This is a genomic window from Bradyrhizobium sp. MOS001, assembly GCF_004634465.1.
GTDB classification, from domain to species: domain Bacteria; phylum Pseudomonadota; class Alphaproteobacteria; order Rhizobiales; family Xanthobacteraceae; genus Bradyrhizobium; species Bradyrhizobium barranii.
Window position 1 is genome coordinate 26,637 of record NZ_SPVJ01000047.1, and the last position, 26,471, is coordinate 53,107.

At 64.2% G+C, this 26,471-nt stretch carries 23 protein-coding genes and 1 pseudogene; 10 read left to right on the forward strand and 14 right to left on the reverse strand.

The features are described 5' to 3' along the window. The first annotated feature begins 11 nt into the window (after positions 1–11). From CT676_RS35490 to CT676_RS35500, 3 genes are all read left to right on the forward strand, one after another. Positions 12–710, forward strand: coding sequence for a hypothetical protein (locus CT676_RS35490; RefSeq protein ID WP_135216436.1), 699 nt, complete (start codon positions 12–14; stop codon positions 708–710). A gap of 287 nt (positions 711–997) precedes the next feature. Then, the gene (locus CT676_RS35495) at positions 998–2,110 is read left to right on the forward strand and encodes an NADH:flavin oxidoreductase/NADH oxidase (RefSeq protein ID WP_135216437.1); all 1,113 of its coding nucleotides are present in this window, start codon (positions 998–1,000) and stop codon (positions 2,108–2,110) included. 327 nt (positions 2,111–2,437) lie between these two features. Continuing rightward, positions 2,438–2,845, forward strand: coding sequence for a hypothetical protein (locus CT676_RS35500; RefSeq protein ID WP_063980635.1), 408 nt, complete (start codon positions 2,438–2,440; stop codon positions 2,843–2,845). Positions 2,846–2,902: 57 nt separating this feature from the next. On the opposite strand, the gene CT676_RS35505 is transcribed toward CT676_RS35500, so the two are convergent. Further along, positions 2,903–3,148, reverse strand: coding sequence for a PilZ domain-containing protein (locus CT676_RS35505; RefSeq protein ID WP_028149457.1), 246 nt, complete (start codon positions 3,146–3,148; stop codon positions 2,903–2,905). A gap of 339 nt (positions 3,149–3,487) precedes the next feature. Further along, entirely contained in the window at positions 3,488–4,828 is a 1,341-nt protein-coding gene (locus tag CT676_RS35510) for a DUF2235 domain-containing protein (protein ID WP_135216438.1), read from the reverse strand. A gap of 165 nt (positions 4,829–4,993) precedes the next feature. On the opposite strand from CT676_RS35510, the gene CT676_RS35515 reads away from it, so the two are divergent. Beyond that, positions 4,994–5,653, forward strand: coding sequence for a hypothetical protein (locus tag CT676_RS35515; protein ID WP_135216439.1), 660 nt, complete (start codon positions 4,994–4,996; stop codon positions 5,651–5,653). A gap of 337 nt (positions 5,654–5,990) precedes the next feature. Here the strand turns inward: CT676_RS35515 and ftsZ are convergent, their stop codons facing one another. The 4 genes from ftsZ to rpmB form a co-directional block, all read right to left on the reverse strand. Further along, positions 5,991–7,253 carry a cell division protein FtsZ gene (gene ftsZ, locus CT676_RS35520; protein WP_135216440.1) on the reverse strand — a complete coding sequence of 421 codons (1,263 nt, stop codon included), beginning with the start codon at positions 7,251–7,253 and terminating at the stop codon, positions 5,991–5,993. Positions 7,254–7,303: 50 nt separating this feature from the next. Then, positions 7,304–7,915, reverse strand: coding sequence for a hypothetical protein (locus tag CT676_RS35525; RefSeq protein ID WP_167768274.1), 612 nt, complete (start codon positions 7,913–7,915; stop codon positions 7,304–7,306). 411 nt (positions 7,916–8,326) lie between these two features. Further along, complete coding sequence (locus CT676_RS35535) at positions 8,327–9,391, reverse strand: ATP-binding protein (protein ID WP_135216443.1); 1,065 nt, start codon at positions 9,389–9,391, stop codon at positions 8,327–8,329. 249 nt (positions 9,392–9,640) lie between these two features. Beyond that, the gene (gene rpmB / locus CT676_RS35540; protein ID WP_063980641.1) at positions 9,641–9,952 is read right to left on the reverse strand and encodes a 50S ribosomal protein L28; all 312 of its coding nucleotides are present in this window, start codon (positions 9,950–9,952) and stop codon (positions 9,641–9,643) included. Between the two features lie 533 nt (positions 9,953–10,485). On the opposite strand from rpmB, the gene CT676_RS35545 reads away from it, so the two are divergent. From CT676_RS35545 to CT676_RS35570, 5 genes and pseudogenes are all read left to right on the forward strand, one after another. After that, positions 10,486–11,319, forward strand: coding sequence for a DUF3108 domain-containing protein (locus CT676_RS35545; protein WP_135216458.1), 834 nt, complete (start codon positions 10,486–10,488; stop codon positions 11,317–11,319). 894 nt (positions 11,320–12,213) lie between these two features. Continuing rightward, on the forward strand, positions 12,214–15,603 hold the full coding sequence (locus CT676_RS35555; protein ID WP_135216444.1) for a helicase-related protein: 3,390 nt from the start codon (positions 12,214–12,216) through the stop codon (positions 15,601–15,603). 10 nt (positions 15,604–15,613) lie between these two features. Then, a pseudogene (locus tag CT676_RS35560) lies at positions 15,614–15,883 on the forward strand (RNA-binding S4 domain-containing protein); the annotation flags it as partial. A gap of 131 nt (positions 15,884–16,014) precedes the next feature. Next, the gene (gene fdxA, locus CT676_RS35565; protein ID WP_135216445.1) at positions 16,015–16,353 is read left to right on the forward strand and encodes a ferredoxin FdxA; all 339 of its coding nucleotides are present in this window, start codon (positions 16,015–16,017) and stop codon (positions 16,351–16,353) included. 344 nt (positions 16,354–16,697) lie between these two features. Further along, positions 16,698–17,492, forward strand: coding sequence for a CarD family transcriptional regulator (locus CT676_RS35570; protein ID WP_084794942.1), 795 nt, complete (start codon positions 16,698–16,700; stop codon positions 17,490–17,492). A 173-nt stretch (positions 17,493–17,665) separates the two neighbouring features. Here the strand turns inward: CT676_RS35570 and CT676_RS35575 are convergent, their stop codons facing one another. Next, a complete protein-coding gene (locus tag CT676_RS35575) occupies positions 17,666–18,337 on the reverse strand; it encodes a hypothetical protein (RefSeq protein ID WP_244623370.1) in 672 nt (223 codons plus the stop codon). A gap of 128 nt (positions 18,338–18,465) precedes the next feature. Here CT676_RS35575 and CT676_RS35580 point away from each other — a divergent pair, with 128 nt between their 5' ends. After that, positions 18,466–19,356: a LysR substrate-binding domain-containing protein gene (locus CT676_RS35580; protein WP_135216446.1), complete on the forward strand. Its 891-nt coding sequence runs from the start codon at positions 18,466–18,468 to the stop codon at positions 19,354–19,356. Between the two features lie 2 nt (positions 19,357–19,358). Here CT676_RS35580 and CT676_RS35585 read toward each other — a convergent pair whose 3' ends face one another. From CT676_RS35585 to cyoA, 7 genes are read right to left on the reverse strand one after another with little or no spacing between them, the layout of a single operon-like run. Next, on the reverse strand, positions 19,359–19,892 hold the full coding sequence (locus CT676_RS35585; RefSeq protein ID WP_014490373.1) for a response regulator transcription factor: 534 nt from the start codon (positions 19,890–19,892) through the stop codon (positions 19,359–19,361). After that, entirely contained in the window at positions 19,882–21,261 is a 1,380-nt protein-coding gene (locus tag CT676_RS35590) for an ATP-binding protein (RefSeq protein ID WP_166346186.1), read from the reverse strand. Before CT676_RS35590 ends, CT676_RS35585 begins: the two co-directional genes overlap by 11 nt. Further along, positions 21,233–22,081 (reverse strand): SURF1 family protein, encoded by an 849-nt coding sequence (locus CT676_RS35595; protein ID WP_135216448.1) that lies wholly within the window; start codon positions 22,079–22,081, stop codon positions 21,233–21,235. Before CT676_RS35595 ends, CT676_RS35590 begins: the two co-directional genes overlap by 29 nt. Before the next feature lie 47 nt (positions 22,082–22,128). Beyond that, positions 22,129–22,509 (reverse strand): cytochrome o ubiquinol oxidase subunit IV, encoded by a 381-nt coding sequence (cyoD, locus tag CT676_RS35600; protein WP_085399178.1) that lies wholly within the window; start codon positions 22,507–22,509, stop codon positions 22,129–22,131. Next, the gene (cyoC, locus tag CT676_RS35605) at positions 22,506–23,135 is read right to left on the reverse strand and encodes a cytochrome o ubiquinol oxidase subunit III (protein ID WP_135216449.1); all 630 of its coding nucleotides are present in this window, start codon (positions 23,133–23,135) and stop codon (positions 22,506–22,508) included. Before cyoC ends, cyoD begins: the two co-directional genes overlap by 4 nt. Further along, complete coding sequence (gene cyoB, locus CT676_RS35610) at positions 23,136–25,133, reverse strand: cytochrome o ubiquinol oxidase subunit I (protein ID WP_135216450.1); 1,998 nt, start codon at positions 25,131–25,133, stop codon at positions 23,136–23,138. It abuts the gene before it with no gap. An 11-nt stretch (positions 25,134–25,144) separates the two neighbouring features. Further along, positions 25,145–26,305: a ubiquinol oxidase subunit II gene (gene cyoA / locus CT676_RS35615; RefSeq protein WP_135216451.1), complete on the reverse strand. Its 1,161-nt coding sequence runs from the start codon at positions 26,303–26,305 to the stop codon at positions 25,145–25,147. Positions 26,306–26,471 lie beyond the last annotated feature (166 nt).

Genomic DNA, 26,471 nt, shown 5'->3' on the forward strand with positions numbered 1-26,471 from the left:
GACAAACCGTCATGCCCCACTTCCGCGCCATCCTCGCCCTCGTCCTCACGCTCGCTGCATCCTCACCGGCCTTCGCCACGGCCGAGCATCGGTATGGAAAGAACGAATACGCCATCATCCAGGGCGGCCGTGCGCCGAATGGGAAGCTGTCCGTCGCAGCCCATGGCGGCGGCGAGTCCGGGAGCGAAGGCTTTCGTATCTACCTGATGGCTGAGCCCGGCCATCGTCGGCTGATGACGCTCGACAATGTCGACGACGACAACATTCTGGACTCGGCGCCGGATGCCTTCCACGCCGCCTGGTCGCAGGACTCGCGCACCGTCGCGGTCTCGTTCCGCAGCGAGCGCCATATCGTCACGCTGAATCTCTACGCCATCGACGGCGGCCGCGCGCGGCTGGTCGCCGGGCCGGATCTGTTCCGCGACGTGACCGGCCGCAGCGTCGACATCAAGACCGACGGCGACATGCGCACATCCGTGCCCGCGCTGACATGGCAGGCGCCGCGCCGTTTTCACCTCACCGAGTACCGCGTGTTCGTGCTCGACGACACCGCGCTTGCCGACAAGCTCGGCCCGCTCGGCAAGGCCAGCAAGCGCGACGGCGGCGGCAACACGATCCAGTTCTCGGCCGAAGCCGACGGCGAGCTGTTGCCCGACGGCCGCATCCGCATGGGCAAGCCCGTGCCGGGCAGGTTCGAGGAGCTGGAGTAGGCCCGGCTGTCGTCCCTGCGAACGCAGGGACCCATACCGCGTGATCTACCGATTGCGGGTGGTGCTAATCCTGAACGACCAATCTTCGCCAAACTCCTCCCTGGGGTTATGGGTCCCTGCTTTCGCAGGGACGACTGCGGAGATCGCGGCACGATCCCGTGATCATATGACGCGCGCAATGCATGGCGCCGCGGGCGGGCATGTCCGCCGCGCAGCTGGCAATTCGCCGTAGGGCTACTAAACTTCATGCAATCGCTTCCATTCCTCCATCCCCCGGAACTCCCCGCATGAGCGCCCTGTTTTCCCCGATCAAGCTGCGCGGCCTGACGCTGAAGAACCGCGTCGTGGTGTCGCCGATGTGCCAGTATTCGGCCGACGACGGCGTCGCCACCGACTGGCACTTCACCCACATCAACAATCTCGCGCTGTCGGGCGCGTCGATGTTCTGCATCGAGGCGACCCATGTGGAGGCGATCGGCCGCATCACGCCGGGCTGTCTCGGGCTCTACAGCGACGCCTGCGAGGCCGCGCTGAAGCAGATCCTTTCCTCCGTGCGCAAGCATTCCTCGACGGCCATCGCGATGCAGCTCGCCCATGCCGGCCGCAAGGCCTCCAGCGCGCGGCCCTGGGACGGCGGCCAGCTCATTCCGCAGAGCGCGGGCGGCTGGCAGACGGTGGCGCCGTCGGCGTTGCCGCACAAGGAGGGCGAGGCCGCGCCGCTGGCGCTCGATGCCGCGGGCCTGAAGCGCATCCGCGAGGCCTTCGTCGACAGCGCCAAGCGCGCTGCCCGGCTCGGCATCGACGCGATCGAGCTGCACGGCGCGCACGGCTATCTCATGCATCAGTTCCTGTCGCCGATCTCGAACAGGCGCACCGACGAATATGGCGGTTCGCTCGAAAACCGCATGCGCTTTCCGCTCGAGATCTACGACGCGGTGCGCGCGGTGTTTCCGCACGACAAGCCGGTCGGCATGCGGGTGTCGTCGACCGACTGGGTCGAGGGCGGCTGGGATCTGGCGCAGACCATCGTATTCGCAAACGCGCTGAAGGCGCGCGGCGTCGACTGGATCGATGCCTCCTCCGGCGGCGTCTCGCCGCTGCAGAAGATCCCGCTCGGCCCCGGCTATCAGGTGCAGTTTGCCGAGGCCATCAAGCGCGAGACCGGATTGCCCACCATCGCCGTCGGCCTGATCACCGAAGCGAAGCACGCGGAAGAGATCGTGGCATCCGGCAAGGCCGACATGGTCGCGCTCGGCCGCAGCTTGCTCTACGATCCCCGCTGGGGCTGGCACGCCGCGGCCGAACTCGGCGGCGAAGTCGAAGCCCCGCCGCAATACTGGCGCTCGCAGCCGTCGACGCAAAAGGCGCTGTTCGGCAAGACCACGTTCGGGGCGAGGTAGGGCGCGACGGGGGCGCTGCAATCACAACTGTCGTCCCTGCCTAGTGCGCAATTGCGCACGGGGCGCAGGGACCCATACCGCGTGATCTCACCATAATGCGCGGTATGAGTTGCCGCCGCACAACTTAAAGTCTTCGCCAAATCTCTCCCTGTGGTGATGGATCCCGGATCTGCGCTTCGCTTGTCCGCGACGACAGCGGTGGGGGCAGCGCGGGCCATCGTGCCCTCACTATCCCGCGCCCTCACGCATCCGTAACTCTCCTCACCTTCCACGCACCGTAAAACTGGCCTACCCTCCCGCGCACCCAACTCCTCAGGGAGGCCCGCCATGCGGTTTCGTGTTCGCAAGACTGCCCACGTGTTCGAGCGCGTGGGTCTCGCGATGGCAGGCGCGGCGTGCGGGTTGTTCGTCGGCGCCTATGTGGGATCTTCGATCGCCCCGCTCACCACGCAAGGCTTCCTGCTGCTGATGATGCTGCTCGGCTTCGTCGGCTTCTATCTCGGCATCGACACGCCGCAGCTGCCCTTCGACGACGCGCACAGCGCCATCGACGCCGCGGAATTCCTCAGCGCCGCCGGCACGCTCTGCGCCACGCTCACCGCGCTCGCCTCCGTCGGCGTCATCGTGCTCCGCCTCGAGCCGCACCTGGCGTGGACCTGGCTCGCTTTGTTCGGCTGGATCGCCGGCGTCGCCATGCAGATCGTCGCCGGCACGAAAGCCAGGATGCGGGCGTAGCTTTCTTGCTTACACTCCCCCTCTAGGGGAGGGTAAGCAAGCGGCTCGCTATTCTCGCTAAAACACCACGCCGATCCGCGAGCCGCGCTTCCAGGCGATGCGGCAGCGCTTCTTGGTGTTGACGTGGAGCAGCTCGAACCTGTCGGGGATATTCACCTGCCCGCCGAGATCGACGCAGGCGCCGCCGGGCGAGTAGTCGATCAGCGTGCAGGGGATCACCGGCGCGCGCGGGTCGGTGATGATCTTGGCCTGGCGGGACACCAGCCCGGAAGGCTTCACGCGGGCATGTCGGCGCGGATGCATTGGCACTCTCCTCCAATTCCGCGGACGGCGCGGGTGGTCTTGAGCGGCATGATGGAAAAGAGTTGATGCGATCCGACTAAGGGCGGCCCGAGAATTTTAATGGAAAGTAGCAGCGAACGCAGAAAGCGCCGGTAGCGGGGTGGGGCGGTCTCCATCTCCACTGTCGTCCCTGCGAAAGCAGGGACCCATACCGCGTGATCTGTCGGTTGGCGGCGGTGGGCGTACCGAGCCACTGGTCCGCGCCAAACCGCTTCCTGTGGTTATGGGTCCCTGCTTTCGCAGGGACGACAGCTGAACGTGTGGCGCGCTCCCGCCTCCAATGACGAGCTTGCAGCGCCATTACGCCGTCACGATCTCATCAGCCTCAGCACTAGCCTCCGCATGCGGCCTCACCGGCATCGGCACGGTCACATAATCCTTCGGCAAGTTCACCGGCCGGTAGCCCGGCTCCACCGCCATCCGCTTCAGCACGCTCTCGTGCACATGCGCGCCTTCGGGGATCACGCGCGGCTCGCAATCGGGGATGTAGAAGCCCAGAAAAACCTTCCGCTCCGGCCATTCCTTGTACTTCGCGCTCTTCGGCAGATATTCCAGCACGCGCCAGAGCGTCGTCATCGAATTGTGCAGCTCGCCCACCTTGCCGGTGTATTCAGGCTCGACATACTGGAACGGCGAGTTCTTGCGTTGGATGCCCCAGGCGAGCTGGTTCACGGTGCGCGGGTTGAAGTTCAGCCCGGCCTTCGCGGCTTCCTCGATCATCCAGATCAGCGGATATTTGGACTCGCCGCTCTCGGCCTCCGGATAGCCGCCGCCGACGTCGCAATGCACGCCGGCGAACCACACCTGCAGGATGTCCTGCGGCTCCTTCTTCTCGTCGGGCACGTAGCGGTTGCGCCAATATTCCTGCGGCTCCTTGTACGCCTTGAGGCGGAACATGCAGCGCCGCTCGTCGATCGCGATCGCCTGCCGGAAGATTTTGACGCTCGGATTGCGCAGCGTGAAGGCGAGCTCCTCCAGGCTGAACACGAAGAAGAAATTGTCGCGCCGCGGCACGATCACGCTCGCCACCGTGTCCCAGACGCCGATGAAGTGGATGGTCGGCCAGCGCGTCGAGGTGATTCGCGCGAACTGCGCCGCGAGGTCGAATTCGTCCTTCGGCAGCGGCCCGCTCTCGTCGAAGGCGACATCCTTGAGGTCCTCGATGTCGTTGCCGCGCCCGGTGCCGGAATATTGCTTGTAGGCGACGAGGCCCGAGCCTGCGAGGTTCGCCTGCTCCGGCGAGATCAGGCCGATCTTGTGGATCAGCCCCGCCAGCACCCGCACGGTGTAGGCGCCGCGCGAGAAGCCGAACAGGTAGATGCGGTCGCCCGGCGCATAATGCTCGACCAGGAAGCAATAGGCTGACAGCACGTTGTCATCGAGCCCGTAGCCGGTGGCGAGCCCCAGCACCAGATTGACGTTGGCCTTGAGCCGGTGCCACGTCGAAGGCTCCGTCACCGTGCCGACGCCGGGATCGTAAAACACCATCTGCCGCGGCTGCGTCTTGTCGGTCTTGCGCAGGCAGCGATAGAGCTTCAGGACGTTGGAGATGTTCTCCGAGATCTCGTTGCCGGTGCCGTCACAGCAGATGACGAGGTTTTTCGGCTCGGTTTTGGGTTTGTGCTGGTCGTCGTGCTCCACGGTATGCCCCTCCCGGTGATGCTACCGGGGCGAGTATAGCGAAAATGGATGGCAGCGAGGAGACGAAGTCGGCGGCGGCGGCATGGTGCCTCATTGCTCCATCATCTGTTGACATTAACCACCTGTTAACCATGTCGTCGCCTAATGAGGACGGTGGGGGTCACCATGTCGGCCCATATGACGCGACCGAAATTGATGCCTGTTTTAGCCGATCCAGCCTTTCATGCGCTGATCGGGCCGGCGGTTCGCGTTACGGCTGTCCTACGGAGCAAAGCCATGTTCGGGAAGGACGATCTAGTGGACAATCTCAGTCGCGATCTCGATCGTGCGCGCCTGCGCCGCGATGCACTCGCATCCGAAGCCACGACTCTCACGGCTCAGATCGCCGAAATCGAAGCCCGCCTTTCGGAAGAGAAGACCAGGCGGGAGCGTGATCGCGTCTTGGCCGAGATCGAAGCGATAAGAACGCGAATCAAACAAGCCGCCGGCGCGTTTGCACCCGTCGTCGATGGTCTCTCCAGGGCGATCGAGTCGGCCTCGGCCGTTGTGCCCGAGGCTCGCGAGCTCAATAGTTTCATCGTGTCGGTGGCGACCGAAATCGACAGCGTGCTCGATCCCCTGATGCGCGAACTGGATCAGCGCGCGGATGCGGTGCGGGCAGGGCAGGCCGTGCTGGACCTCCCGCGTTCGGCCAATGAAGCACCGCCCATCGAGCCGCCAAAAGACGGCAACGATCGCCTGCTTCGCTTCCCGGCATGGCTGTCTCGCGACAAGGAGCCGGAAAAAAGGGAAACGGCGGAGACCCCGCGCAGCACGGCAGCGTGAACGATCGGCGCGCTGCGCAGATCGGAAGCTAGCCTGCGGCCATCCTTCGAGACGCCCGCCTTCGGCGGGCTCCTCAGGATGAGGTCGCGTTTCGCGGCGAGATATCAGAGCCTCGTATCACAGTGGTTCGGCACAGCCGGGGCCACAAACTCGTCATGCCCGGGCTTGTCCCGCCTGCGCGGCCGAAGCCGCTTCGGCGAGGCGAAGGCCCGGGCATCCACGTTCTTCGTGCCGTGGGAAAGGTCGTGGATGGCCGGGACAAGCCCGGCCATGACGATGTGGGGGCATCGCGCTCGAGCGATTGCCCCGCGGTAGACAGATAACCCCCCGCGCCCGCTCAATTAGCCGAGCGGCGCAGGAAGGCCGGGATGTCGAGAAGGTCTTCGTCGGCTATATTGCGCGGAGAGGTGCGGCCGTAGGGATCGAGCGGCTGTTGAGCCGCGCGGCGCGCATATTCCGGATCGGGCCTTGCCGGTTGCACTGCGGGTCGGCCGGCCGCCGGGCGGAGCGGCGGGCTTTCCACGTGCGGAAGCGGCGCACTGCGCTGCTCGATGCGATCGGCGATGCGGCGGCTGTCGTCGCGCAGCCTGCCGGCGAGCTGCGTGAGTGCGGTTTCCACCGGCGCCGCCAGCTGCGCCGGGTCGACATTGTCGATCCCGGTCGCCACCACCGAGACGCGGACGATGCCTTCGAGGCTTTCATCGAACGAGGCGCCGACGATGATGTTGGCGTCCGGGTCGGCCTCGTCGCGAATCCGCGTTGCGGCTTCGTCGACTTCGTACAGCATGAGATCCTTGCCGCCGGTGATGGAGATGATGAGGCCGCTGGCGCGCTTGATCGAGGGGTTCTCGATCAACGGATTGGAAATGGCCGCCACGGCGGCAGCGAGCACGCGCTTCTCGCCGGAAGCCTCGCCCCGTCCCATCATGGCCTTGCCCTTCTCCCGCATCACGGAGAGGACGTCGGCAAAATCGAGATTGATCAGGCCTTCCTTGACGATGAGGTCGCTGATGCAGGCCACGCCCGAATAAAGCACCTGGTCGGCAAGGGCGAAGGCATCGGCGAACGTGGTCTTTGCGCTGGCCACCCGGAACAGGTTCTGGTTCGGGATGATCAGCAGGGTGTCGACCGTCTTCAGCAGCTCCTCGATGCCGGCTTCGGCAAAGCGCATGCGGCGCTGGCCCTCGAAGTAGAATGGCTTGGTGACAACGCCGATCGTGAGGATGCCGAGCTCGCGCGCGGTCCTGGCGATGATGGGGGCGGCCCCGGTGCCGGTGCCGCCGCCCATGCCGGCCGTCACGAACACCATGTGCGCGCCGGTCAACTGATCGCGGATCGTATCGATGACCTCCTCGGCTGCGGCGCGTCCCAATTCGGGCTGCGAGCCGGCGCCGAGGCCTGCGGTGACCTGGGTGCCCAGCTGGATCAGGCGCGGCGCCTTCGACATCGCAAGCGCCTGCGCGTCGGTATTGGCGACGACGAAGTCGACCCCCTGCAGCCCGGATGTGATCATGTTGTTGACGGCATTGCCGCCGGCGCCGCCCACTCCGAACACGACAATGCGCGCCTTCATCTCGTGAATATCGGTCATGCCAGTCATTCTGTCCTCGCGATTGCTCCGGCAGGCCGGGATGGAGAAGGGTTCGAGTGCTATCTGCGAGCCGCGCGGTCTGCGCCCACGATGGCCGCGGCCAGATGTCCCAATCGACGCGCGGCTCCCGCGGTCGTGCCGCCAGCCTGGCGACCGGTCCGTAAGTCCGCCACTTCGTCTTCCAGTCGTGCCGCCCACGCATTGGCTGCCGCCGTCTCGGCGGCCGCCTGCAGCAGCTCGACGGCAAGGCGATCGGCGCGCTCGCGCTCGCGCTCGAACACGGCCCTGTAGGCGGCTGCGACGTCTTCGAGCCGCGCGATCTCCGCCTTGAATGCTTCGGTCTCCATAGCGTTTTCGAGCGAGGTGGGTACCGGTTCGCGCAAGGAAAACGCGTCAGAACAGGAATCTGGAGCCCCGTTCCGATCTTGTCGGAACGGAAATGGCTCCAATGTCTCGACCCTTGCCAGGGAGGCATCGACGTGGTCCGCCCGGCGGGCCCGCCGCGGGCGGGGCGTGTAGCGGAGTTCGGAGAGATCGACGCTCACGAGCGCCTTGCCGTCCTCCGACCGCGAGCGCGGCAAACGGCGACGTCTCGCCAGGGCACGCGCGGCCTCGCGCGAGATATTGAGGCGGGCACTGAGATCGGCATACGTCAACAACGCAACGCACATCGGCGCTTCTCCTGGAGCAAACCGGGAAGGCATTTCGAGCTAATGATGGCTGGACGATTACCGCAGGCTAGGCTGCGTTGGTTAACGGACGGTTAACGGGCGAGGCGCTGTTTGCCGGCGCCGTCATCGTGCCGACTGGGTTCGGTCTTGTGCTCGCGAATTAGTTGTTTGGTAGCTCGAAGAGGATGCCCACAGCTTCGAGTGCTTCCATTAGCCTCGGGAATGAATGTGATCCATCCAAACTGAGTAATTCAGCGGGTGTCAGTCCATCTGGATTTAGGCTCTCCAAGACCACTAGAGCGCCATGACAGCGCAGCCGCTTGAAGTAGCGCGCGCCATCCTCGTCGATGGCCACAATGAGTCTCCCATCTAGCGTCGTTATCTCATTTGCCTTGATCGACTTAGTATTCGTCATGAGGAATTGTCCGTCCAGTGCGACGGGCTCAATCGCGCCGACTCTTTGAGTGAAACATCTATTCGCGCCTCGAGCGTCAAAGGAGACGGCAACGCAAAATCGAACTCGTTTGCGAGTTGCTTTGCCTTGTCGATGTTTTCGTGGAACCGATTTTCGTGCAGATCGATGCGATTATCTTTTGCGTATTTCATGAACTTTCGGTTGGCGGCCCCAAATGCCGCGCAGCCGTCTGCGATGTCAGATAGTCGGTCGAGGCCAGTGAGCTGTTTAACGGCCTCATACAGAGTTAGGCTGCTTTTGCCGAAGCCGATTTTGGTGATGCGTGCTGGCATAAGTATGCCGATCTCGGCGAGTCGAAGCGCATCAACAATCGCGGGATCGATTTGTTCTTCTGATGTTGGATCTCCTTGGGGGGCGCTAACGATCCGACGAAAAGCGGTTACGGTGCTGTTGTCGTTGGAAGCGAAGGTTAGGCGAACCGAAACATCGGCAGATTTCTGCAGGTCGGCAACTTTGGTCGGATAAGCCGCTAGAGGAGGCCACGTCCCAATCCGTTTCCCGTCCTCGCCTTCAACGTCTTCGCGCAACCCTCGTTCGAGCACGGGCCCTTCGTGTTCTCGAATGCGATAGCCCGTCAGTGCCCACAGAATTGCGCTAACCAGCGATGTTTTGCCGGATCCGTTTTGGCCTTCTAGGCACCAATTGTGTCCGCCGACATATAGATCGAAAGGTTTGCCGCCAAAAATAGTAAGACCGCCGAAGCCGGAAGCTTCAACACGTGTGAGACGCCAAGACTTATTGTCGGATGAGGTTGGCGCCGCCGCCGCCACATTCGCCGGATCGTGCTCTTTGTTCTCCCACACCGCGACCAGGCTGCTGAAAAGACTTTCGTCACCGCTAGCAACCTTGTCAGTGTCAGCGCTTAATAAGAACTCAAGCAGGCGACGCTGTTCAGGCTTTTCTAGCCTTATACTCCCTGCTTTGTGGTCGCCGAATTTCTGCCAAGCCACGCTTTGGCCGGCCAAGAGTTGTTTGGTCACTTCCGAAAACGAAGCTGACATTGACGCAATCCTCAGCTCATAAAATGGAAAACGAGCAATAAGGACGGATACAACCTTTTCGGGTGAGTTGGTGCGGTATAACTTTGGGGCGAGACGATTAAACACAGGTTTGTGGAAGCGGAGAGTGCCTAGCGCACCCCCCAAAAACAAAAACGGCCGGATCTTTCGATCCGGCCGCGACGCAAAACTCTACTGGCTAAGACTACGCCACGCGACGCAACTTAGCCCCCGCCCGATTTCAAAATTGGATTAGCTGGCCTTCTTCGCCGGCGCGGCCGTCGGGCCGACCTTCTTCTGGATGGCGCGCTTCAGCTCGAGGGCGCGCGGCGACAGGACGTCGGCCTTGGCCTTGAGCAGGAAGGGGTCGAGGCCGCCATTGTGGTCGACGCTCTTGACCGCGTTGGTGGAGACGCGCAGGCGCACGTTGCGGCCGAGCGCTTCGCTGATGAACGTCACGTTGACGAGGTTCGGCAGGAAGCGGCGCTTGGTCTTGATGTTGGAGTGGCTGACCTTGTGGCCGACGAGGGGGCCCTTGGCCGTCAGTTCGCAGCGGCGAGACATGGTAGAAATCCTCTTCTGTCCCCCAAACGATTTGCGGCCGCCATTTTGGGCGCCACGGGGGCTAATTCTGTGTCCTTGCAGGGAGCGGGCGGACGTATAGGGGGGAAGGGGCGGGCAGTCAAGGTTTTGGGCTGGGATTCATGCTCCGCGGCATCCCCCACAACAGGTGTCATCGCCCGGCTTGACCGGGCGATCCAGTACTCCGCGGCGGAGCGGCTGGAGCCGAGGGGCTACGGCGTACTGGATGCCCCGGTCAAGCCGGGGCATGACGGCGGAATGGGTCGGGCGAGGTGCGCGTCCCTGACACACCCCCGATCACCAAAACGGCAATGATTGAAGTGCCTTACCATCACATAAAGGGCGTATTCACCCCCGAAGTATCAAATGGAGTTCCGCATGCCTTGACGCCCGGACACATTGTTTGCCGCGGTTTTTGGCTTAAGTAACAACCGTTCGCGCCCCGATTGGATTGTTTCGTGCTCACATCCCCCCGACTTTGGCTCCAAGGCTTGGTCAGTCACGGCTCAGCCAGTCTGCGCTCCGCCGGCCGGCTGGCCTTCGCAGTCCTTTGCGGGCTCGTCGTGGCGTGGGGCGCGGAGCCTGTCGCGGCGCAGGGCAAGCTCGAGGCGCAGTATGAGGCGACGCTGGCGGGCATTCCCGTCGGCAAGGGCGCCTGGAACATCGACATCGGGGACGACGTGTTCGCGGCCGCGGCAAGCGGCGGCACCACGGGGCTGCTGAAATCGTTCGCGGGCGGGTCCGGCACCGGCGCCTCGCAAGGTAGGGTGGTCAACGGCGCGCTGGTCGCGACCGGCTACCAGGCCTCCACCACCACCTCGAAGAAGACCGAAGAGATCCGCATCACGCTCGACAAGGGCAATGTGAAGGAGTTCGGCATCGTGCCGGAGCCGCCGGTCGATGCCGACCGCATCGTCGTCACCGATGCGCATCGCCGCGGCGTCTGGGATCCGATGACGGCCTCGCTGCTGCGCGTGCCCGGCACCGGCGATCCCGTGAGCCCGGACGCCTGCCACAACGCCGCGCCGGTGTTCGACGGCCGCATGCGCTATGAGCTGAAACTCGATTTCAAGCGCATGGAGAGCGTGAAGGCGGAGAAGGGCTACAGGGGCCCGGTCGTGGTCTGCGCGCTCTATTTCGTGCCCGTGGCGGGCTACATTCCCGACCGTCCCGTGATCAAATACCTCGCCGCCCAGCGCAACATCGAGATCGCCTTCGCCCCCGTCGCGGGCACGCGCATCCTGGTCCCGTTCTGGCTGAAAGTGCCGACGCCGCTCGGCCCGGCCATGCTGGAAGCGACCAGCTTCATCACGTCAGCCCAGCCGCCAAAGGTCGCCAAGACGCAGTAGAGCTTTAGCTGCGCATTCCCCCTTAGAGACCGTCACCCTGAGGTGGCCGCTTCTTCAGCGGCCCTCGAAGGGCGACAGCCCGGCTGTTCCCGCAGGGAATATCCGTGCGTGCCGCCGCATCCGGGCCGTCCATCCTTCGAGGCTCCCGGCGCGATGCTGCGCAACGCGCCACTCGCACCTCAGGATGACGGAAAGACCGCGTCGCGCGCCGGAATGACGGAGAGGCAATTTGGCTGGAAAGAAATGTAATCCTTTCAACGGCATGTCTACTGTGCATGGGGTTGTTTTTGCGAAAATGAGTTTGGGGGTCGTGATCCCGGGAATCCATTTGACTCCTGCCCGATTCTGATTCGACTCCGCGCCGTCCCCAATTTTAAGGAACCGGTTATCGAAACGCCGCTTGTGCGGCAGGGCAAAACTCCATCTAGTGCGCAACCAATAAGAGTCCCGCGACATGTGCCGTGAACGGAACAGGACTTCAGCGGGAGTCAGCGATTCGGCCGCGATTCGTTCTAGAGTCGTTCCGAAGCTTAAAGCCAACGGGAAAAGCGTCGCAAAGTGAGACAGTTGCGCGAGGTTTGGGGAGTGCGCTCCCACACGCTCGGTGTCATCGCCCGGCTTGACCGGGCGATCCAGTACGCCGAGGCCGTTGTGGTTGAGCGGACAGGCCGCGGCGTACTGGATGGCCCGGTCCCGGCTCCGCCAAGGCTACGCCGGGGCTCAGGGGGGTGCTCGGCCCGCCGAAGCCTTGGCGAAGGCGGCAGGCCGGGGCATGACAGTGGAATGCTTGGCTGCAGCGTAGCGTTCGGAGGCATGGCCGACACCTCCCAGCCCTCAACACACCCCAAAGCAGCACTGACATTCGCCCAAATCGCCACTACCTAATCCCCAGACATGGCCTTCTCCTCCTCCCCCTTCGCCTCCGAGCGCGCACCCGGCGCAGGCGTCACTGCAGTGCTCGGGCCGACCAACACCGGCAAGACCCATCTCGCCATCGAGCGGATGCTCGCGCATCCCTCTGGCGTGATCGGGCTGCCGCTGCGGCTGCTCGCGCGCGAGGTCTATAACAAGATCGCCGCGCGGGTCGGCAGCGAGGCCGTCGCGCTGATCACGGGCGAGGAGAAGATCAAGCCGAAGAACCCGCGCTATTGGGTCTCCACCGTCGAGGCGATGCCGCGCGACCTCGACGTCTCCTTCCTCGCCGTCGACGAGGTCCAGATCGCGTCTGACCTGGAGCGCGGCCACGTCTTCACCGACCGCATCCTCAACCGCCGCGGCCGCGACGAGACGCTGCTGCTGGGCGCCGCCACGATGCGCCCGATCATCGAGCGGCTGCTGCCGGGCGTGTCCATGATCACGCGGCCGCGCCTGTCGCAGCTGGAATTCGCCGGCGACCGCAAGATCACGCGCCAGCCGCGCCGCACCGCCATCGTCGCGTTCTCGGCAGACGAGGTCTACGCCATCGCCGAGCTGATCCGCCGCCAGCATGGCGGCGCGGCCGTGGTGCTGGGATCGCTCTCGCCCCGCACGCGCAATGCGCAGGTGGAGATGTTCCAGAACGGCGATGTCGATTACCTCGTCGCCACCGACGCCGTCGGCATGGGCCTCAATCTCGACGTCGACCACGTCGCCTTCGCCTCCGACCGCAAGTTCGACGGCTACCAGTTCCGCCGCCTGACGCCGGCCGAGTTCGCGCAGATCGCCGGGCGTGCGGGGCGCGCCACGCGCAACGGTACTTTTGGCACGACGGGCCGCTGCGGGCCGTTCGAGCCCGAGCTCGTCAACGCGCTGCAGAACCACACCTTCGACAACGTGAAGATGCTGCAATGGCGCAATGCGAAGCTGGATTTCGCCTCCCTCGGCGCGCTCCAGGTGTCCCTGAACCAGTCGCCCGGCCATGAGGCGCTGACGCGCGCGCCGATCGCCGAGGACATGCGCGTGCTCGACCATGCCGCCCGCGACGTCGAGGTGCGCGATATCGCGCATGGCAAGGCCGCGGTGGAACGGCTGTGGGAGGCCTGCCAGGTCCCCGATTACCGAAAACTGTCGCCGGCGGCCCATGCCGAGCTCGTCACCACGCTGTACGGCTTCCTGATGCAGAAGGGCTGCATCCCCGATTCCTGGTTCGCCGCCCAGGTGGACCAGGCCGACCGCATCGACGGCGACATCGACACGCTGTCGGCCCGGATCGCCCAGATCCGCACCTGGACCTTCGTCGCCAACCGCCCGGACTGGCTGAAAGACCCCGAACGCTGGCAGGGGATCGCGCGGGAGGTCGAAAATAAATTATCGGATGCGCTCCATGAACGCTTGACTGAGCGTTTCGTTGATCGCCGGACCAGTGTATTGATGCGCCGCCTGCGGGAGAACACGAGCTTGAATACTGAAATCGGCAAGACCGGCGAAGTCATCGTCGAAGGCCATGTCATCGGCCGCCTCGATGGCTTCACCTTTGCACCGGATGCGGCGGAAGCAGGCTCCGATGCGAAAGCCTTGCAGGCTGCAGCGCAAGCGGTGCTCGCCGGCGAGATCAACGCGCGCGCCGAAAAGCTGGGCAATGCGCCGGACGATCAGTTCGTGCTGACCTCGGAAGGCACGATCCGCTGGACCGGCGACGCCGTGGCGCGCCTGTCCGCCGCGGAGGAGGCGCTGCATCCGCGCATTCGCATCATCTCCGACGAGCGCCTCACCGGTGCGCCGCGTGAGAAGGTGCAGGCCCGGCTCGAGCTCTGGCTCAAGACGCATATCGAAAAGCTGCTCGGGCCGATGTTCGAGCTCTCGAAGGCCGAGGACGTCACCGGCATTGCCCGCGGCATCGCCTATCAGCTGGTCGAGGCGCTCGGCGTGCTCGAGCGTCCCAAGATCGCCAACGAGCTGAAGGATCTCGACCAGCCTTCGCGCGCCGTGTTGCGCAAATACGGCGTCCGTTTCGGCGCCTATCACATCTATTTCCCCGGCCTGCTGAAGCCCGCCGGACGCGCGCTGGCCGCGCTGCTGTGGGCGCTGAAGCAGGACAATGTCGATCTGTCCTCGCTGTCGGGCGCGCAGCATCTGGCATCTTCGGGCCGCACCTCGTTCCCGGTCGACAAGCAGCTGCCGCGCGATGCCTATCGCGTGCTCGGCTACAAGCAGGCCGGCGAGCGCGCGGTGCGCGTCGACATTCTGGAGCGCCTTGCCGATCTGATCCGCCCGGCGCTGGCCTGGCGCGAGAACTCGCCCGGCGAAAAGCCCGCCGGCGCGTTTGACGGCCGCAGCTTTGTGGTGACGCAGGCGATGACCTCGCTCACCGGCTCGGCCGGCGAGGATTTCGCCTCGGTGCTGCGCGCGCTCGGCTATCGCATGGAGAAGCGTGCGCCGCTGCCGCCGAAGCCGGTGGCTGCGCCTGCTGCGGAGACGCCGGCTGCTGAAGCAAGCGCAGAGGCTCCGACTGAACCGACTGCGACCGATGACGCCGCCGCGACCGCGGACACCGCGGTCGAAGCCGCCGCCGAGCCAGTCACCGTCGAAGACGCGCCCGGCATGGAGCAGCACGACGAGCCCGCGCATGAAGAGCCGGCGCTCGAAGCATCGCCGGAAGCCCCCGTCACGCCCGAGGATGCCCCCGGCATCGCGCCGCCGGCGGAAGAGGCTGCTGCTGGGCCCACCGAGGCTGCGGAAGCCGCTCCTGCCGAGGCCGCTGCAACGGAAGCCGCTGCATCCGCTGATGCGGCCGCGCCGGTCGAGGCTGCCGCTGCGCCTGCCGAGCCCGAGCTCGTCGAGGTCTGGCGTCCCGGCGGCCGTCACGAGGATCGCAAGCCGCGCCACGAGCGCCATCGCCACCAGCGTCACCATCAGCCGCGTCCGCAGGCGGGCGCAGAGGCGGGTGCTGCACCAGCGGAAGGCGAAGCAGCGCAGGCTGCTGACGGCGAGAAGCGCGGCGAGCGTCATCGTCACGGCGGCGGTCATCGCAGAGATGGGGCAAAGGATTTCCGCAAGCCGCGCGAAGGTGGCGAAGGCGCGCCGCGCCAAGAGGGGCGCGACGACAAGAACCGCCGCTTCGAGGGCAAGGATCGCGACAACAAGGATCGCGATCGCAACAAGGGCAAGTTCGGCGGAGATCGCGACAAGGGCCGCGACAATCGCGGTCGTGACCGCGACAAGGGCCGCGACCGTCAGGGCGGGCCGTCGCTGCGCCCCTACGCCTCGAGCGCGAACCCGCGCGAGCGCGATCGTCCGGCCGATCCGAACTCGCCCTTCGCAAAGCTTGCTGCGCTGAAAGAGCAGCTGTCCGGTCGCAAGGAGTGATCCCACGACCGAGCGGCAGCGACTCGACAAATGGCTGTGGCACGCGCGGGTGGTGAAGGCGCGCACCTCCGCGGCTGAGCTTGTTGAGTCCGGCCACGTTCGCATCAACGGTACGCGCGAGAAGTCGCCGGGCCATGCGATCAAGATCGGCGACGTGATCACGATCGCGCTCGATCGCACCGTGCGCGTGCTGAAAGTAACCGCTTTCAACGAGCGCCGCGGCGATGCCGCCTCGGCCCGCGTGCTCTACGAGGAGCTGAGCGAAGCGAAGCGCAATTAATTGCGCTTTGAGTTCATTTCTTGGCCGATCAAAGCGCAAAGCCGTCATGATCGGCCGTTCCCGACCTTGCGGCGCCCGGCCATCCGCGCTACGCAAGCCGCGACTTTTAAAAGAGCTTTTCGGAGCGTTGGATGACTTACGTCGTCACTGAAGCCTGCATCAAGTGCAAGTATACCGACTGCGTCGAGGTCTGCCCGGTCGACTGTTTCTACGAGGGCGAGAACATGCTCGTCATCCATCCTGACGAGTGCATCGACTGCGGCGTGTGCGAGCCGGAATGCCCCGCCGACGCGATCAAGCCGGACACGGAACCGGGCCTCGAAAAGTGGCTCCAGGTCAATGCCGACTACGCCAAAAGCTGGCCGAACATCACCCAGAAGAAAGAATCACCCCCCGACGCGAAGGAATTCGACGGTCAGGACGGCAAGTTCGAGAAATATTTTTCTCCGAACCCGGGCTCGGGAGACTAATTCTCGCCCAAACTTAACCCTAATACCTTCGTCAGCGCCGAAAACCAGCCCTCAAGACCCCTAAATCATTGATTTTTGCGGGAAATGTGCTATATTGAGCACATTAAGCTGAACCCCGTCAGCCCAGTTGGCCCCGTTGGGTTCCCGTGAAACCAAATGTCGAACAGGGGCGTGGCAGTTTCCGCGCGCAGGCTGTGTCACAGAAAACGCGTAAAAAGAGTACTTCAGCGAGGGCTTCCCATAAGGAGGCCAAAAAAGTCGCCGCGGCCAGCCGTAGCGCATCCAAGGGTCGGACCGCGACTAAGGCACCGGCTGCAAAGTCCTCGAAGAACAAAAGAAGCGCAATGCCTCACAAGACTGCCAAACCGGCCGCGAAAGCGACCGTTGCCAAGCCTGCTGCTGCCAAGGCTTCCGCTGCCAAGCCCGTTGCTCCGAAGGCTCCTGTTGCTGCCGCCCCTGCCAAAGCCCCCGTTGCTGCTGCGAAGCCGGCCGTGAAGGCTGCTGCACCCGCGCCGAAGGTCGAGGAAAAGAAGGTCGTGACCCAGCGCCAGGGCTTCAAGGCCAACGAATTCGTCGTCTATCCCGCTCACGGCGTTGGCCAGATCCTGGCCATCGAGGAGCAGGAGATCGCCGGTGCGAAGCTCGAGCTGTTCGTCATCAATTTCATCAAGGACAAGATGACGCTGCGCGTGCCGACCGCCAAGGTTGCGAACGTCGGCATGCGCAAGCTGTCCGACCCCGCGCTGGTGAAGAAGGCGCTGGAGACGCTGAAGGGCCGCGCCCGCGTCAAGCGCACCATGTGGTCGCGCCGCGCCCAGGAATACGAAGCAAAGATCAATTCGGGCGACATCGTCGCGATCGCGGAAGTCGTGCGCGACCTCTACCGTTCCGAGTCGCAGCCCGAGCAGTCGTACTCTGAACGTCAGCTCTATGAAGCGGCGCTCGATCGTCTCTCCCGCGAGATCGCGGTTGTGCAGCACTCGACCGAGACCGAAGCGGTCAAGGAGATCGAGGCCCAGCTCGCCAAGAGCCCGCGCCGCACCAACGCCAAGGCGGAAGCCGCCGACGGCGAGGGCGAGGCGGATGCCGACGGCGATACCGATGGCGACGACACCGCCGTCGCCGACGAGGCCGCGTAAGCGTCTCGCGTCGATCGCAAGCAATCAAAAGCCCGGCCGGTTGGCCGGGCTTTTTTGTTTTGAGTGGATCAGACTTTGTGACGGTGCAATCCATGCGTTCGCACGGCCACGGGTGTTCAGGCCCCGTGTCGGGGGCATCGCGTCGAGGGAGAGTGTGACGAACTTGACCCGAGTCACTTCCTGATCAGCGGAATCTGCAAATTGGTCGGCCGGTTCTGCTCGGTGTCAAAGCCACGGCCGTCGATGTTGCGGGCGCCCCAGAACAGGAGGTCGCCCCTGAGATAGACGAGATCATATTCCATGAAGTTCGTGGCCTCGGCGAGACCGAAGGGAGCGAAGGTCTTGCCGAAGATGCTCTGAGGCGCGCCTACGGCCCACGGTGCATATCCGACCGCGGCGACCTTGTTGAGCACATCGGCGAATCCCTGTGCCAGCGGTGTAACCTCGTAGGTCTCGTCGGCAACGAAGTCGACCTTCTGCGCGCCCGGAGCGATGGGATGCGCACCCCTCCACAGCATATGGCCGCCAATCCTGATCCGCGCGAGCGGCACGGCGCTGTAGGGATCGGCCGAGTTGACGATCTCGAGCTCGAAACGGTCGGAGGGGAGATATTTGAAGGCCCGCTTGAGATAGAACGGCTTGAGCGTGCCATCGGCGTTCTTCGCCGCGCTCGGGCGCACCTCCGGTGCGATGCTTTCCCAGTCGCCGAGCAACGCCTGCTTCAATCCTGTCACATCCAGTTCCATGCTGTTTGCCTTTGCCTGCGTGTTGGAGGATTGCGCAGCCACTTCGCCAGATCCCGCCAGCGCGAGGATCAGCAGCGACGTCTGAATGCTCTTGAGCATGTGAAGCTCGCTCCCGTGCGCCTCTGCCTGCCAGGCAGACCTCGTTCACGCCGGCTATACGGGCAGCTGGCCGCTTGGAAAAAGACTTTGTAAGCTGGCCCCATGCCTGCAAGATATGGGAGATCGCGATGGAGCTTCGGCATCTCCGCTATTTCGTCGCCGTTGCCGATGCAGGCAGTTTGACTGTTGCGGCCGAGCAGAAGCTGCACACGTCGCAGCCGTCGCTCAGCCGGCAAATCCGGGACCTCGAACGGGAGGTCGGCGTTCCCTTGATGAACCGCAGCGCCCAAGGCATCGCGCTGACGGCGGCCGGCAAGGCCTTTCTCGAGCACGCCAGAATGGCGCTGCTTCAGGCGGAGGCTGCCAAGGAAGCGGCGCTCCGTGCCGCGCAGCCCCCGCAGCCCGCTTTCTCGTTGGGCTTTCTGTCGGGCGCCGAAATCGACCTGCTGCCCGAGGTGGATCGCATTCTGCGCGACGCATTTCCCGGCATCGATATCCGCCTGTCGAGCGATTATTCGCCCTCGCTTGCCAAGGCCCTGATGCGGCGAAAGCTCGATGCTGCCTTCATCCGGCCGGAGGAGCACATGGAAGATCTGGTCTGCCGGCGCGTGCGCACCGATCCGCTGGTCTTCGTCTTTCCGAGCGACCATCGGCTGGCATCGCAAGCCGCGGTGGCGCCCGAGGAGATCAGGGACGAGACCTTCTACCTACCGTCCAAATCCGCTCCCGCGGTTCGTCGTATCGTTCTGGATTATTTCAGCCGGACCGGAATCGACCTCAAGCCAGACCGCGAAGTCCACAATGTCGTCCACGCGATCTCCATGATCGCCTCCACGCGCGGCGTCATGATGCTGCCGGCCTACACCAAGCGATATCTGCCGGAGACGATCACCACCCGGCCGGTGCGGGGAGAAGCACCCAAGCTTGATCTCGTTGTCGCCTATCACAAGGCGAATCAATCCCCGATCCTGAAGTTGCTTCTCTCCGAGGTCGGCAAGCTCGCGACGGCGTCGTCCTAGGCTCACTTCACCGGCCGCTTCTCGAGCTTTCTTGCCAGCGTGCGCCGGTGCATGCCCAATCGTCGCGCCGCTTCCGAGATGTTGAAATCGGTCTCGATCAGCGTCTGGTGGATGCGCTCCCATTCCAGCGTCTTGATCGAGGTCGGCCGTGCATCGAGGGCGACTTCGGCGTTGCCTTCGGCCTTGTTGAAGGCGGCTTCGATATCGTCGGTGTTCGACGGCTTTGCCAGGTAGTGGCAGGCGCCGAGCTTGATCGCCTCGACGGCGGTGGAGATGCTGGCAAAGCCGGTCAGCACCACGATCAGCATCTCCGGATCATGCGTGTGCAGCAGCTCGACGCAGGCGAGGCCCGAGGCGCCGCCGAGCTTGAGATCGACCACCGCGTGTCCAAAGGATCGCTCCTCCAGCACCTTCCGCACCTCTTCGATCGAAGCTGCGAGGACGACGTCGTAGCCGCGGCGCTCGAACGAGCGTTTCAGCGTGCGCGCGAAGCCGGCATCGTCCTCGACGACGATGAGCGAACGGTCAGGCGTCAAAATTTCCTCCGATCGCGAGCGTTGCGAGCGGCAGCGTCAGGCGGACGGTGGCGCCACGCTTCCTGTGGTTCTCGGCGGTCACGCTGCCGCCGAGCTTGCGCACGACGTTCACCACCAGGAACAGGCCGAGCCCGCCGCCGGCGCGGCCCTTGCTCGAGTGATAGGGTTTTCCGAGCTGCGCCAGCATCTCCGGCGCAAAGCCCGGGCCGCGATCGCTGATCGACAGCACGAGATTGTCGCCCTCGCGCTCGGCCAGCAGCTCCACCCATTCGCGCGAGACCTCATAGGCATTGTCGAGCACGTTGAAGATCACTTGCTTCAGCGCGATGTCAGAGACGATCGCGACGTCCTCGCCGAACGTGTTGACGAAATAGAGCGTGCGGGCCGAGCGTGCGTCGCGCCACTCGTTCACCAGCGCGGTGACGAAGGCCGTCACCGTCGTCGGCGAGGAACCTTCGCCGCGCGCTTCGCCCGCCGACACCAGGATGCCCGTCACGATGGTCTTGCAGCGTTGCAGAGAGGTTTCCATCTCCGCGAGATCCTCGGCAAGTTCCTGATCGGCGGCGAGATCGGGCATGCGGCGCCAGTCGCTGAGGATGACCGACAGCGAGGCGAGCGGTGTGCCGAGCTCATGCGCCGCGCCGGAGGCGAGCAGGCCCATGCGGACGATGTGGTCCTGCTCGGCCGCATGCTGGCGCAGTGCCGCCAGATGCGCATCGCGCTCGCGCAAATTCCTGTTGATCCGGGTGACGAACACGACCAGCAGCACGGCGTTGAGGACGAAGCCCAGCAGCATGCCGGTCACGGTGAGACTGTAGGCCTCGCTGATCGGGTTCGGCGGCAGGTCGAGCGGCCGGTAGGCCATGGTCAGCCAGATGAAACTCGCGCAGGTCAGTGCGACCAGCGACCAGGTCGAACGGGCATTAAGCAGCACCGCGCCCAGCGTGACCTGGAGCAGGAACAGCGAGGTGAAGGGATTGGTGGCGCCGCCGCTGAGGTAGAGCTGCGCCGTCAGCGCCGCGACATCGAGCATCAAGGCGACCAGCAGCTCGTTGTTGGTGATCGCGGCGCGATGGCGCACCCAGACGAGGCTGGAGACGTTGAGCAGCAGCAGCGCGCCGATCACCGCGCCCATCCGTTCCAATGGCAGGGGAATACCCAGGCCAAAATGCACGCCGCCGATGGTCACGATCTGGCCGACCACCGCGGTCCAGCGCAGCTGGATCAGCAGCGCCATGTTCTTGCGGTTGGTCTCGTCGTCGGTCGGCGCAACGCCGATCAGCTCGCTGCGCGCGTCCGCCTGCGATTGCAGCGTGACGGCGTCATGCGTCATTCCGTCGTCAGGTAGATTCGACGATCGTTCCAGCATCTGATCCCGTCCTGCGGGCGGTGGCATCGGAGCCGCCGGCCGGTTCGTGGACGAAGCGCTTGCGGCGGAACAGCCCGCCGCCGAATGTGACGAAAAGTTTACCGGCCAGCATGAAAGCCAGGGCAAACCACGTCAGCGCGTAGATCAGGTGGTTATTGGGAAAGCGGATCACGGTCAATCCGCCGATCGGCGCGCCGGTGGTTTGTGATCCGGCGTCAGCATCGATGAAGAACGGCGCGACATCGTGGAGGCCGCGCGCTGCCGCAATCGCGGCGACATCCCGCGAGTACCAGCGGTTGTGCTGGGGCACGTTGTTCCGCAAGAATCCGCCCTTCGGCTCCGTCATGCGGAGCAGGCCCGTGATCTCGACCTGGCCGTTCGGATTGCCGCTCTGGCGCGTCGATGCGTCGCGCCGCTCGGACGGCACGAAGCCGCGATTGACCAGCACCAGCGTGCCGTCGCCGCGCTGAAGCGGCGTCAGCACCCAATAGCCGGGGCCTTCCTCGGTGACCGCCTGAACCAGTGTCTCGCGGTCATGCAGGAAGCGGCCGGTGAGGCTGACATGCCTGTATTCGTCGTTTGCGGTGGAGACGGCCGGCCAGGCCGCGGGCGACGGGATCGGCTGGGCCGGGGCATGGACGCGCTGCTCGACGCGGTCGATCAGCGCCAGCTTCCAGGTGCGCCGTTCGATCTGCCAGACGCCGAGTGCGATCAGAAGTGCAAAGGCCGCGAGCGAGAGAACCGTGAGCCACAGGCGCGGACGCGCAGCCTTGCGACGCGCGTCCTTGTTCCTGCCTGTCACGGTCCAAGCCTTGCTCACTTTCAAGCCTTGCTCACTTCCAAGCCTTGCTCACTTCGGAGTCTCGCTTACTTCATTCCCGTCATCTGGTGCATCGGCATCATGTTGCTGTTGAGGTGGTTCATCACCCACAGCGAGCCGGACAGCGCGATCACCACCATGACGATGGTGAAGATCAGCGCCATCATGCTCCAGCCGTTCTCGGACTTGGTGTTCATGTGCAGGAAGTAGATCATGTGCACGACGATCTGCACGACAGCGAAGGCCATGATGACGAGCGCGGTGATCTGCTTGCTCGGCAGCGCGCCGCTCATCACCAGCCAGAACGGGATCGCGGTCAGCACGACCGAGAGCACGAAGCCGAGCATGTAGGTCGAGAACGTGCCGTGGGCGTGGTCGTCGCCGTGGTGATGGCCGTCCGCGTGGGCGGCGTGGGTATCGGTGTTCATCGCAGAACTCCCAGGAGATAGACGAAGGTGAAGACGCCGATCCAGACCACGTCCAGGAAGTGCCAGAACATCGACAGGCACATCAGGCGGCGGTGGTTGGCTTCGATCAGGCCGAACTTCCAGACCTGCACCATCAGGGTCACCAGCCAGATCAGGCCGCAGGAGACGTGCAGGCCGTGGGTGCCGACCAGCGTGAAGAAGGAGGACAGGAAGGCGCTGCGCTGCGGGGTCGCCCCTTCATGGATCATGTGGGCGAACTCGGAGAGCTCGATGCCGATGAAGGCGAGGCCGAACAGGCCGGTGATCGCCAGCCACATCTGGGTCTGGGCGATCTTGTTCTGCTGCATCGTCAGCATGGCAAAGCCATAGGTGATCGACGACAGCAGCAGCATCGAGGTGTTCACCGCGACCAGCGGCAGCTCGAACAGGTCCTTCGGCGCGGGCCCAGCGGCGTAGTTGGCGCCGAGCACGCCGAAGGTGGCGAACAGCATCGCAAAGATGAGGCAGTCGCTCATCAGGTAGATCCAGAAGCCGAGCGGGGTGCTGTAGCCTTCCGGATGCGGGTGTTCGTCGGCGAGATAGAAGACCGGCTCGCCGGTTTGGCTAGGATTGACAGCGACAGTCATTTACTTGGCTCCGGCGAGCAGTTTGGTGCGCGCGTCCTCGGTCCGGATGACGTCGTCGGCCGGGATGTCGAAGTCGCGGTGATAGTTGAAGGTGTGACCGATGCCGACGGCGAGCATCGCGATGAAGCTCACGGCGGCAAGCCACCAGATGTACCAGATCAGGCCGAATCCCATCGCGGTGGCGAGGCCGGCGAGGATGATGCCGGTGCCGGTGCTGCTGGGCATGTGGATCGGCTTGAACCCCAAGAGCGGACGCTGATAGCCGCGCTTCTTCATGTCCCACCACGCGTCATTGTCGTGAACGACGGGGGTGAAGGCGAAGTTGTAGTCCGGCGGGGGCGAGGAGGTCGCCCATTCCAGCGTGCGTGCATCCCAGGGATCGCCGGTGACGTCCTTGAGCTGCTCGCGCTTGAGGAAACTGACTGCGAACTGCATCAGCATGCAGAGGATGCCGAGGAAGACCAGGCCGGCGCCGATCGCGGCGATGACGAACCAGATCTGCAAGGACGGATCGTCGAACACGCGCAGGCGGCGGGTCACGCCCATCAGGCCGAGCACATAGAGCGGCATGAAGGCCATGTAGAAGCCGGTGACCCAGAACCAGAACGACAGCTTGCCCCAGAACACATCGAGCTTGAAGCCGAATGCCTTCGGGAACCAGTAGTTGATGCCGGCGAACGCGCCGAACACCACGCCGCCGATGATCACGTTGTGAAAGTGCGCGATCAGGAACAGGCTGTTGTGCAGGACGAAGTCGGCCGGCGGCACTGCGAGCAGCACGCCGGTCATGCCGCCGAGCACGAAGGTCAGCATGAAGGCGATCGTCCACAGCATCGGCAGCTCGAAGCGGATGCGGCCGCGATACATCGTGAACAGCCAGTTGAACATCTTCGCGCCCGTCGGGATCGAGATGATCATCGTGGTGATGCCGAAGAACGAGTTGACGCTGGCGCCCGAGCCCATCGTGAAGAAGTGGTGCAGCCAGACCAGGTACGACAGGATGGTGATGACCACCGTGGCGTAGACCATCGAGGTGTAGCCGAACAGCCGCTTGCCGGAGAAGGTCGAGGTCACTTCCGAGAAGATGCCGAAGGCGGGGAGAACCAGAATGTAGACCTCGGGATGACCCCAGATCCAGATCAGGTTCACGTACATCATCGGGCTGCCGCCGAAATCGTTCGTGAAGAAGTTGGTGCCGACGTAGCGGTCAAGCGAGAGCAGCGCGAGCACGACGGTCAGGACGGGGAAGGAGGCGACGATCAGGATGTTGGTGCAGAGCGCGGTCCAGGTGAACACCGGCATCTTCATCATGGTCATGCCGGGACAGCGCAGCTTGACGATGGTGCAGATCAGGTTGATGCCGGATAAGGTCGTGCCGACGCCTGCGACCTGCAGCGCCCAGATGTAATAGTCGACGCCGACGTCAGGACTGTAGCCGATGTTCGACAGCGGCGGATAGGCCAGCCAGCCGGTGCGGGCGAATTCGCCGATGAACAGCGAAGCCATCACCAGCACTGCGCCGCCGACCGTCATCCAGAAGCTGAAATTGTTCAGGAACGGGAACGACACGTCGCGCGCGCCGATCTGCAGCGGCACCACATAGTTCATCAGGCCGGTGACCAGCGGCATCGCCACGAAGAAGATCATGATCACGCCGTGGGCGGTGAAGACCTGGTCGTAGTGATGGGCGGGAAGGAAGCCTTCGGAACCGTTGAACGCGAGCGCCTGTTGCGCGCGCATCATGAGCGCGTCGGCGAAGCCGCGCAGCAGCATCACGATGCCGAGGATCATGTACATGATGCCGATGCGCTTGTGGTCGACGGTGGTGAACCACTCGCGCCACAGATAGCCCCAGAGGCGGAAATAGGTGATGCCGGCGAACAGTGCGCCGCCGCCGAGCGCGACCATCACGAAGGTGCCGACCAGGATCGGCTCGTGCAGCGGCAGCGAATCGAGGCCGAGACGGCCGAAGATGAGCTTGAGAAGATCAGGAGACATGCGAGCTCTCTTTAGGAGTCTGACTTCGGACGTTGTCCGAGGAAGAAGAACGAGGACTTCAGCGGCGTGAAGATCGGCCGCTTCAGGCCGGCACCGAGCAGCGGCGCGGTGTCGGCGGGTGCCGTGATGGAGGCGGTGGTCCTGCCCTGCGGCGCATCGGGCGTGCAGGTGCCGGCGACGAAGGTTGGCTGGGGCCCGAGCGCGCTGCCGCGGCGGGCGTACTTGTCGTAGGCCAGCGGCAGGGTGTTGTTCAGGCCCTCATGGCCGTTGCCGCCCTTGGCGTCGATCGCCATCATCTCGCTCTGGCACATCTTGCCGGTCTCGACGCACATGTTGAGGATCAGGCGGTAGAGGTCGGAATCGACGGTGCCCCAGCGGCGCACCGGCTCGTTCTCGCTCGGCTTTTCGAGCTGGAGATATTCGGCGCGGCCGAGCGAGCCGCCGGCCGATTTGGCCTGCGCGATCCAGGCGTCAAAGCCCTTGTCGTCGAGGCCCTGGAAGTTGAAGTGCATGCCAGAGAAGCCGGCGCCGCTGTAGTTCGCCGAAAAACCCTTGTAGGTACCGGCGTGGTTGATCACGGCGTGGAGCGACGTCTCCATGCCCGGCATCGCGTAGATCTGACCGGCGAGTGCGGGGATGTAGAACGAGTTCATCACCGAGGAGGCGGTGATGTGGAAGTTGATCGGGCGGTCGACCGGCGCGGCGAGCTCGTTGACGGTGGCGATGCCGTAATCGGGGTAGATAAAGAGCCACTTCCAGTCGAGCGCGACGACATCGACGACGAGCGGAGCCTTGGACTGGTCCACGGCGCGTTCCGCATGGATGCGGCCGATGTTGCGATAGGGGTCGAGCAGATGCGTGCCCATCCAGGTCAGCGCGCCCAGGCAGATGATGATCAGCAGCGGCGCCGACCAGATCACCAGCTCAAGCTTGGTCGAGTGGTCCCAATCCGGCTCGTAGCGGGCCGAGGTGTTGGACTGGCGGTAGCGCCAGGCAAACAGCACCGTCAGCGCCATCACGGGGACGACGATCAGGAGCATCAGGACGGTGGAGATGATGACGAGGTCGCGCTGTTGCGCTGCGATATCGCCGGCAGGCGCCAGCACGACGTAGTTGCAGCCGCTGAGCGCAGCTGCCAGGGGTAGCAGCGCCAGGATCTTGAGACGGGACACGGGCCGAGCCTTATGAGAATGAGTTTCCTTTGCGGGCCCAAGGGGTAGCTGCGGCGCAGCAATCCGGACATTGGACAATTTGTCCAATGTTGCAGTGCGGAATGTTGGGTCAGACAGGGGCAGATTGCCTGGCGCCCCGCCGGGCGGTCGGCTTTGGTTTTCAGGA

Coding starts and splice junctions, on each gene's coding strand:
- CT676_RS35490 (WP_135216436.1), top strand. CDS start 12: ATGCCCCACTTCCGCGCCATCCTCGCCCTCGTCCTCACGCTCGCTGCA.
- CT676_RS35495 (WP_135216437.1), top strand. CDS start 998: ATGAGCGCCCTGTTTTCCCCGATCAAGCTGCGCGGCCTGACGCTGAAG.
- CT676_RS35500 (WP_063980635.1), top strand. CDS start 2,438: ATGCGGTTTCGTGTTCGCAAGACTGCCCACGTGTTCGAGCGCGTGGGT.
- CT676_RS35505 (WP_028149457.1), bottom strand. CDS start 3,148: ATGCATCCGCGCCGACATGCCCGCGTGAAGCCTTCCGGGCTGGTGTCC.
- CT676_RS35515 (WP_135216439.1), top strand. CDS start 4,994: ATGTCGGCCCATATGACGCGACCGAAATTGATGCCTGTTTTAGCCGAT.
- ftsZ (WP_135216440.1), bottom strand. CDS start 7,253: ATGACTGGCATGACCGATATTCACGAGATGAAGGCGCGCATTGTCGTG.
- CT676_RS35525 (WP_167768274.1), bottom strand. CDS start 7,915: ATGTGCGTTGCGTTGTTGACGTATGCCGATCTCAGTGCCCGCCTCAAT.
- CT676_RS35535 (WP_135216443.1), bottom strand. CDS start 9,391: ATGTCAGCTTCGTTTTCGGAAGTGACCAAACAACTCTTGGCCGGCCAA.
- rpmB (WP_063980641.1), bottom strand. CDS start 9,952: ATGTCTCGCCGCTGCGAACTGACGGCCAAGGGCCCCCTCGTCGGCCAC.
- CT676_RS35555 (WP_135216444.1), top strand. CDS start 12,214: ATGGCCTTCTCCTCCTCCCCCTTCGCCTCCGAGCGCGCACCCGGCGCA.
- fdxA (WP_135216445.1), top strand. CDS start 16,015: ATGACTTACGTCGTCACTGAAGCCTGCATCAAGTGCAAGTATACCGAC.
- CT676_RS35570 (WP_084794942.1), top strand. CDS start 16,698: ATGCCTCACAAGACTGCCAAACCGGCCGCGAAAGCGACCGTTGCCAAG.
- CT676_RS35575 (WP_244623370.1), bottom strand. CDS start 18,337: ATGCTCAAGAGCATTCAGACGTCGCTGCTGATCCTCGCGCTGGCGGGA.
- CT676_RS35580 (WP_135216446.1), top strand. CDS start 18,466: ATGGAGCTTCGGCATCTCCGCTATTTCGTCGCCGTTGCCGATGCAGGC.
- CT676_RS35590 (WP_166346186.1), bottom strand. CDS start 21,261: ATGCTGGAACGATCGTCGAATCTACCTGACGACGGAATGACGCATGAC.
- cyoD (WP_085399178.1), bottom strand. CDS start 22,509: ATGAACACCGATACCCACGCCGCCCACGCGGACGGCCATCACCACGGC.
- cyoC (WP_135216449.1), bottom strand. CDS start 23,135: ATGACTGTCGCTGTCAATCCTAGCCAAACCGGCGAGCCGGTCTTCTAT.
- cyoB (WP_135216450.1), bottom strand. CDS start 25,133: ATGTCTCCTGATCTTCTCAAGCTCATCTTCGGCCGTCTCGGCCTCGAT.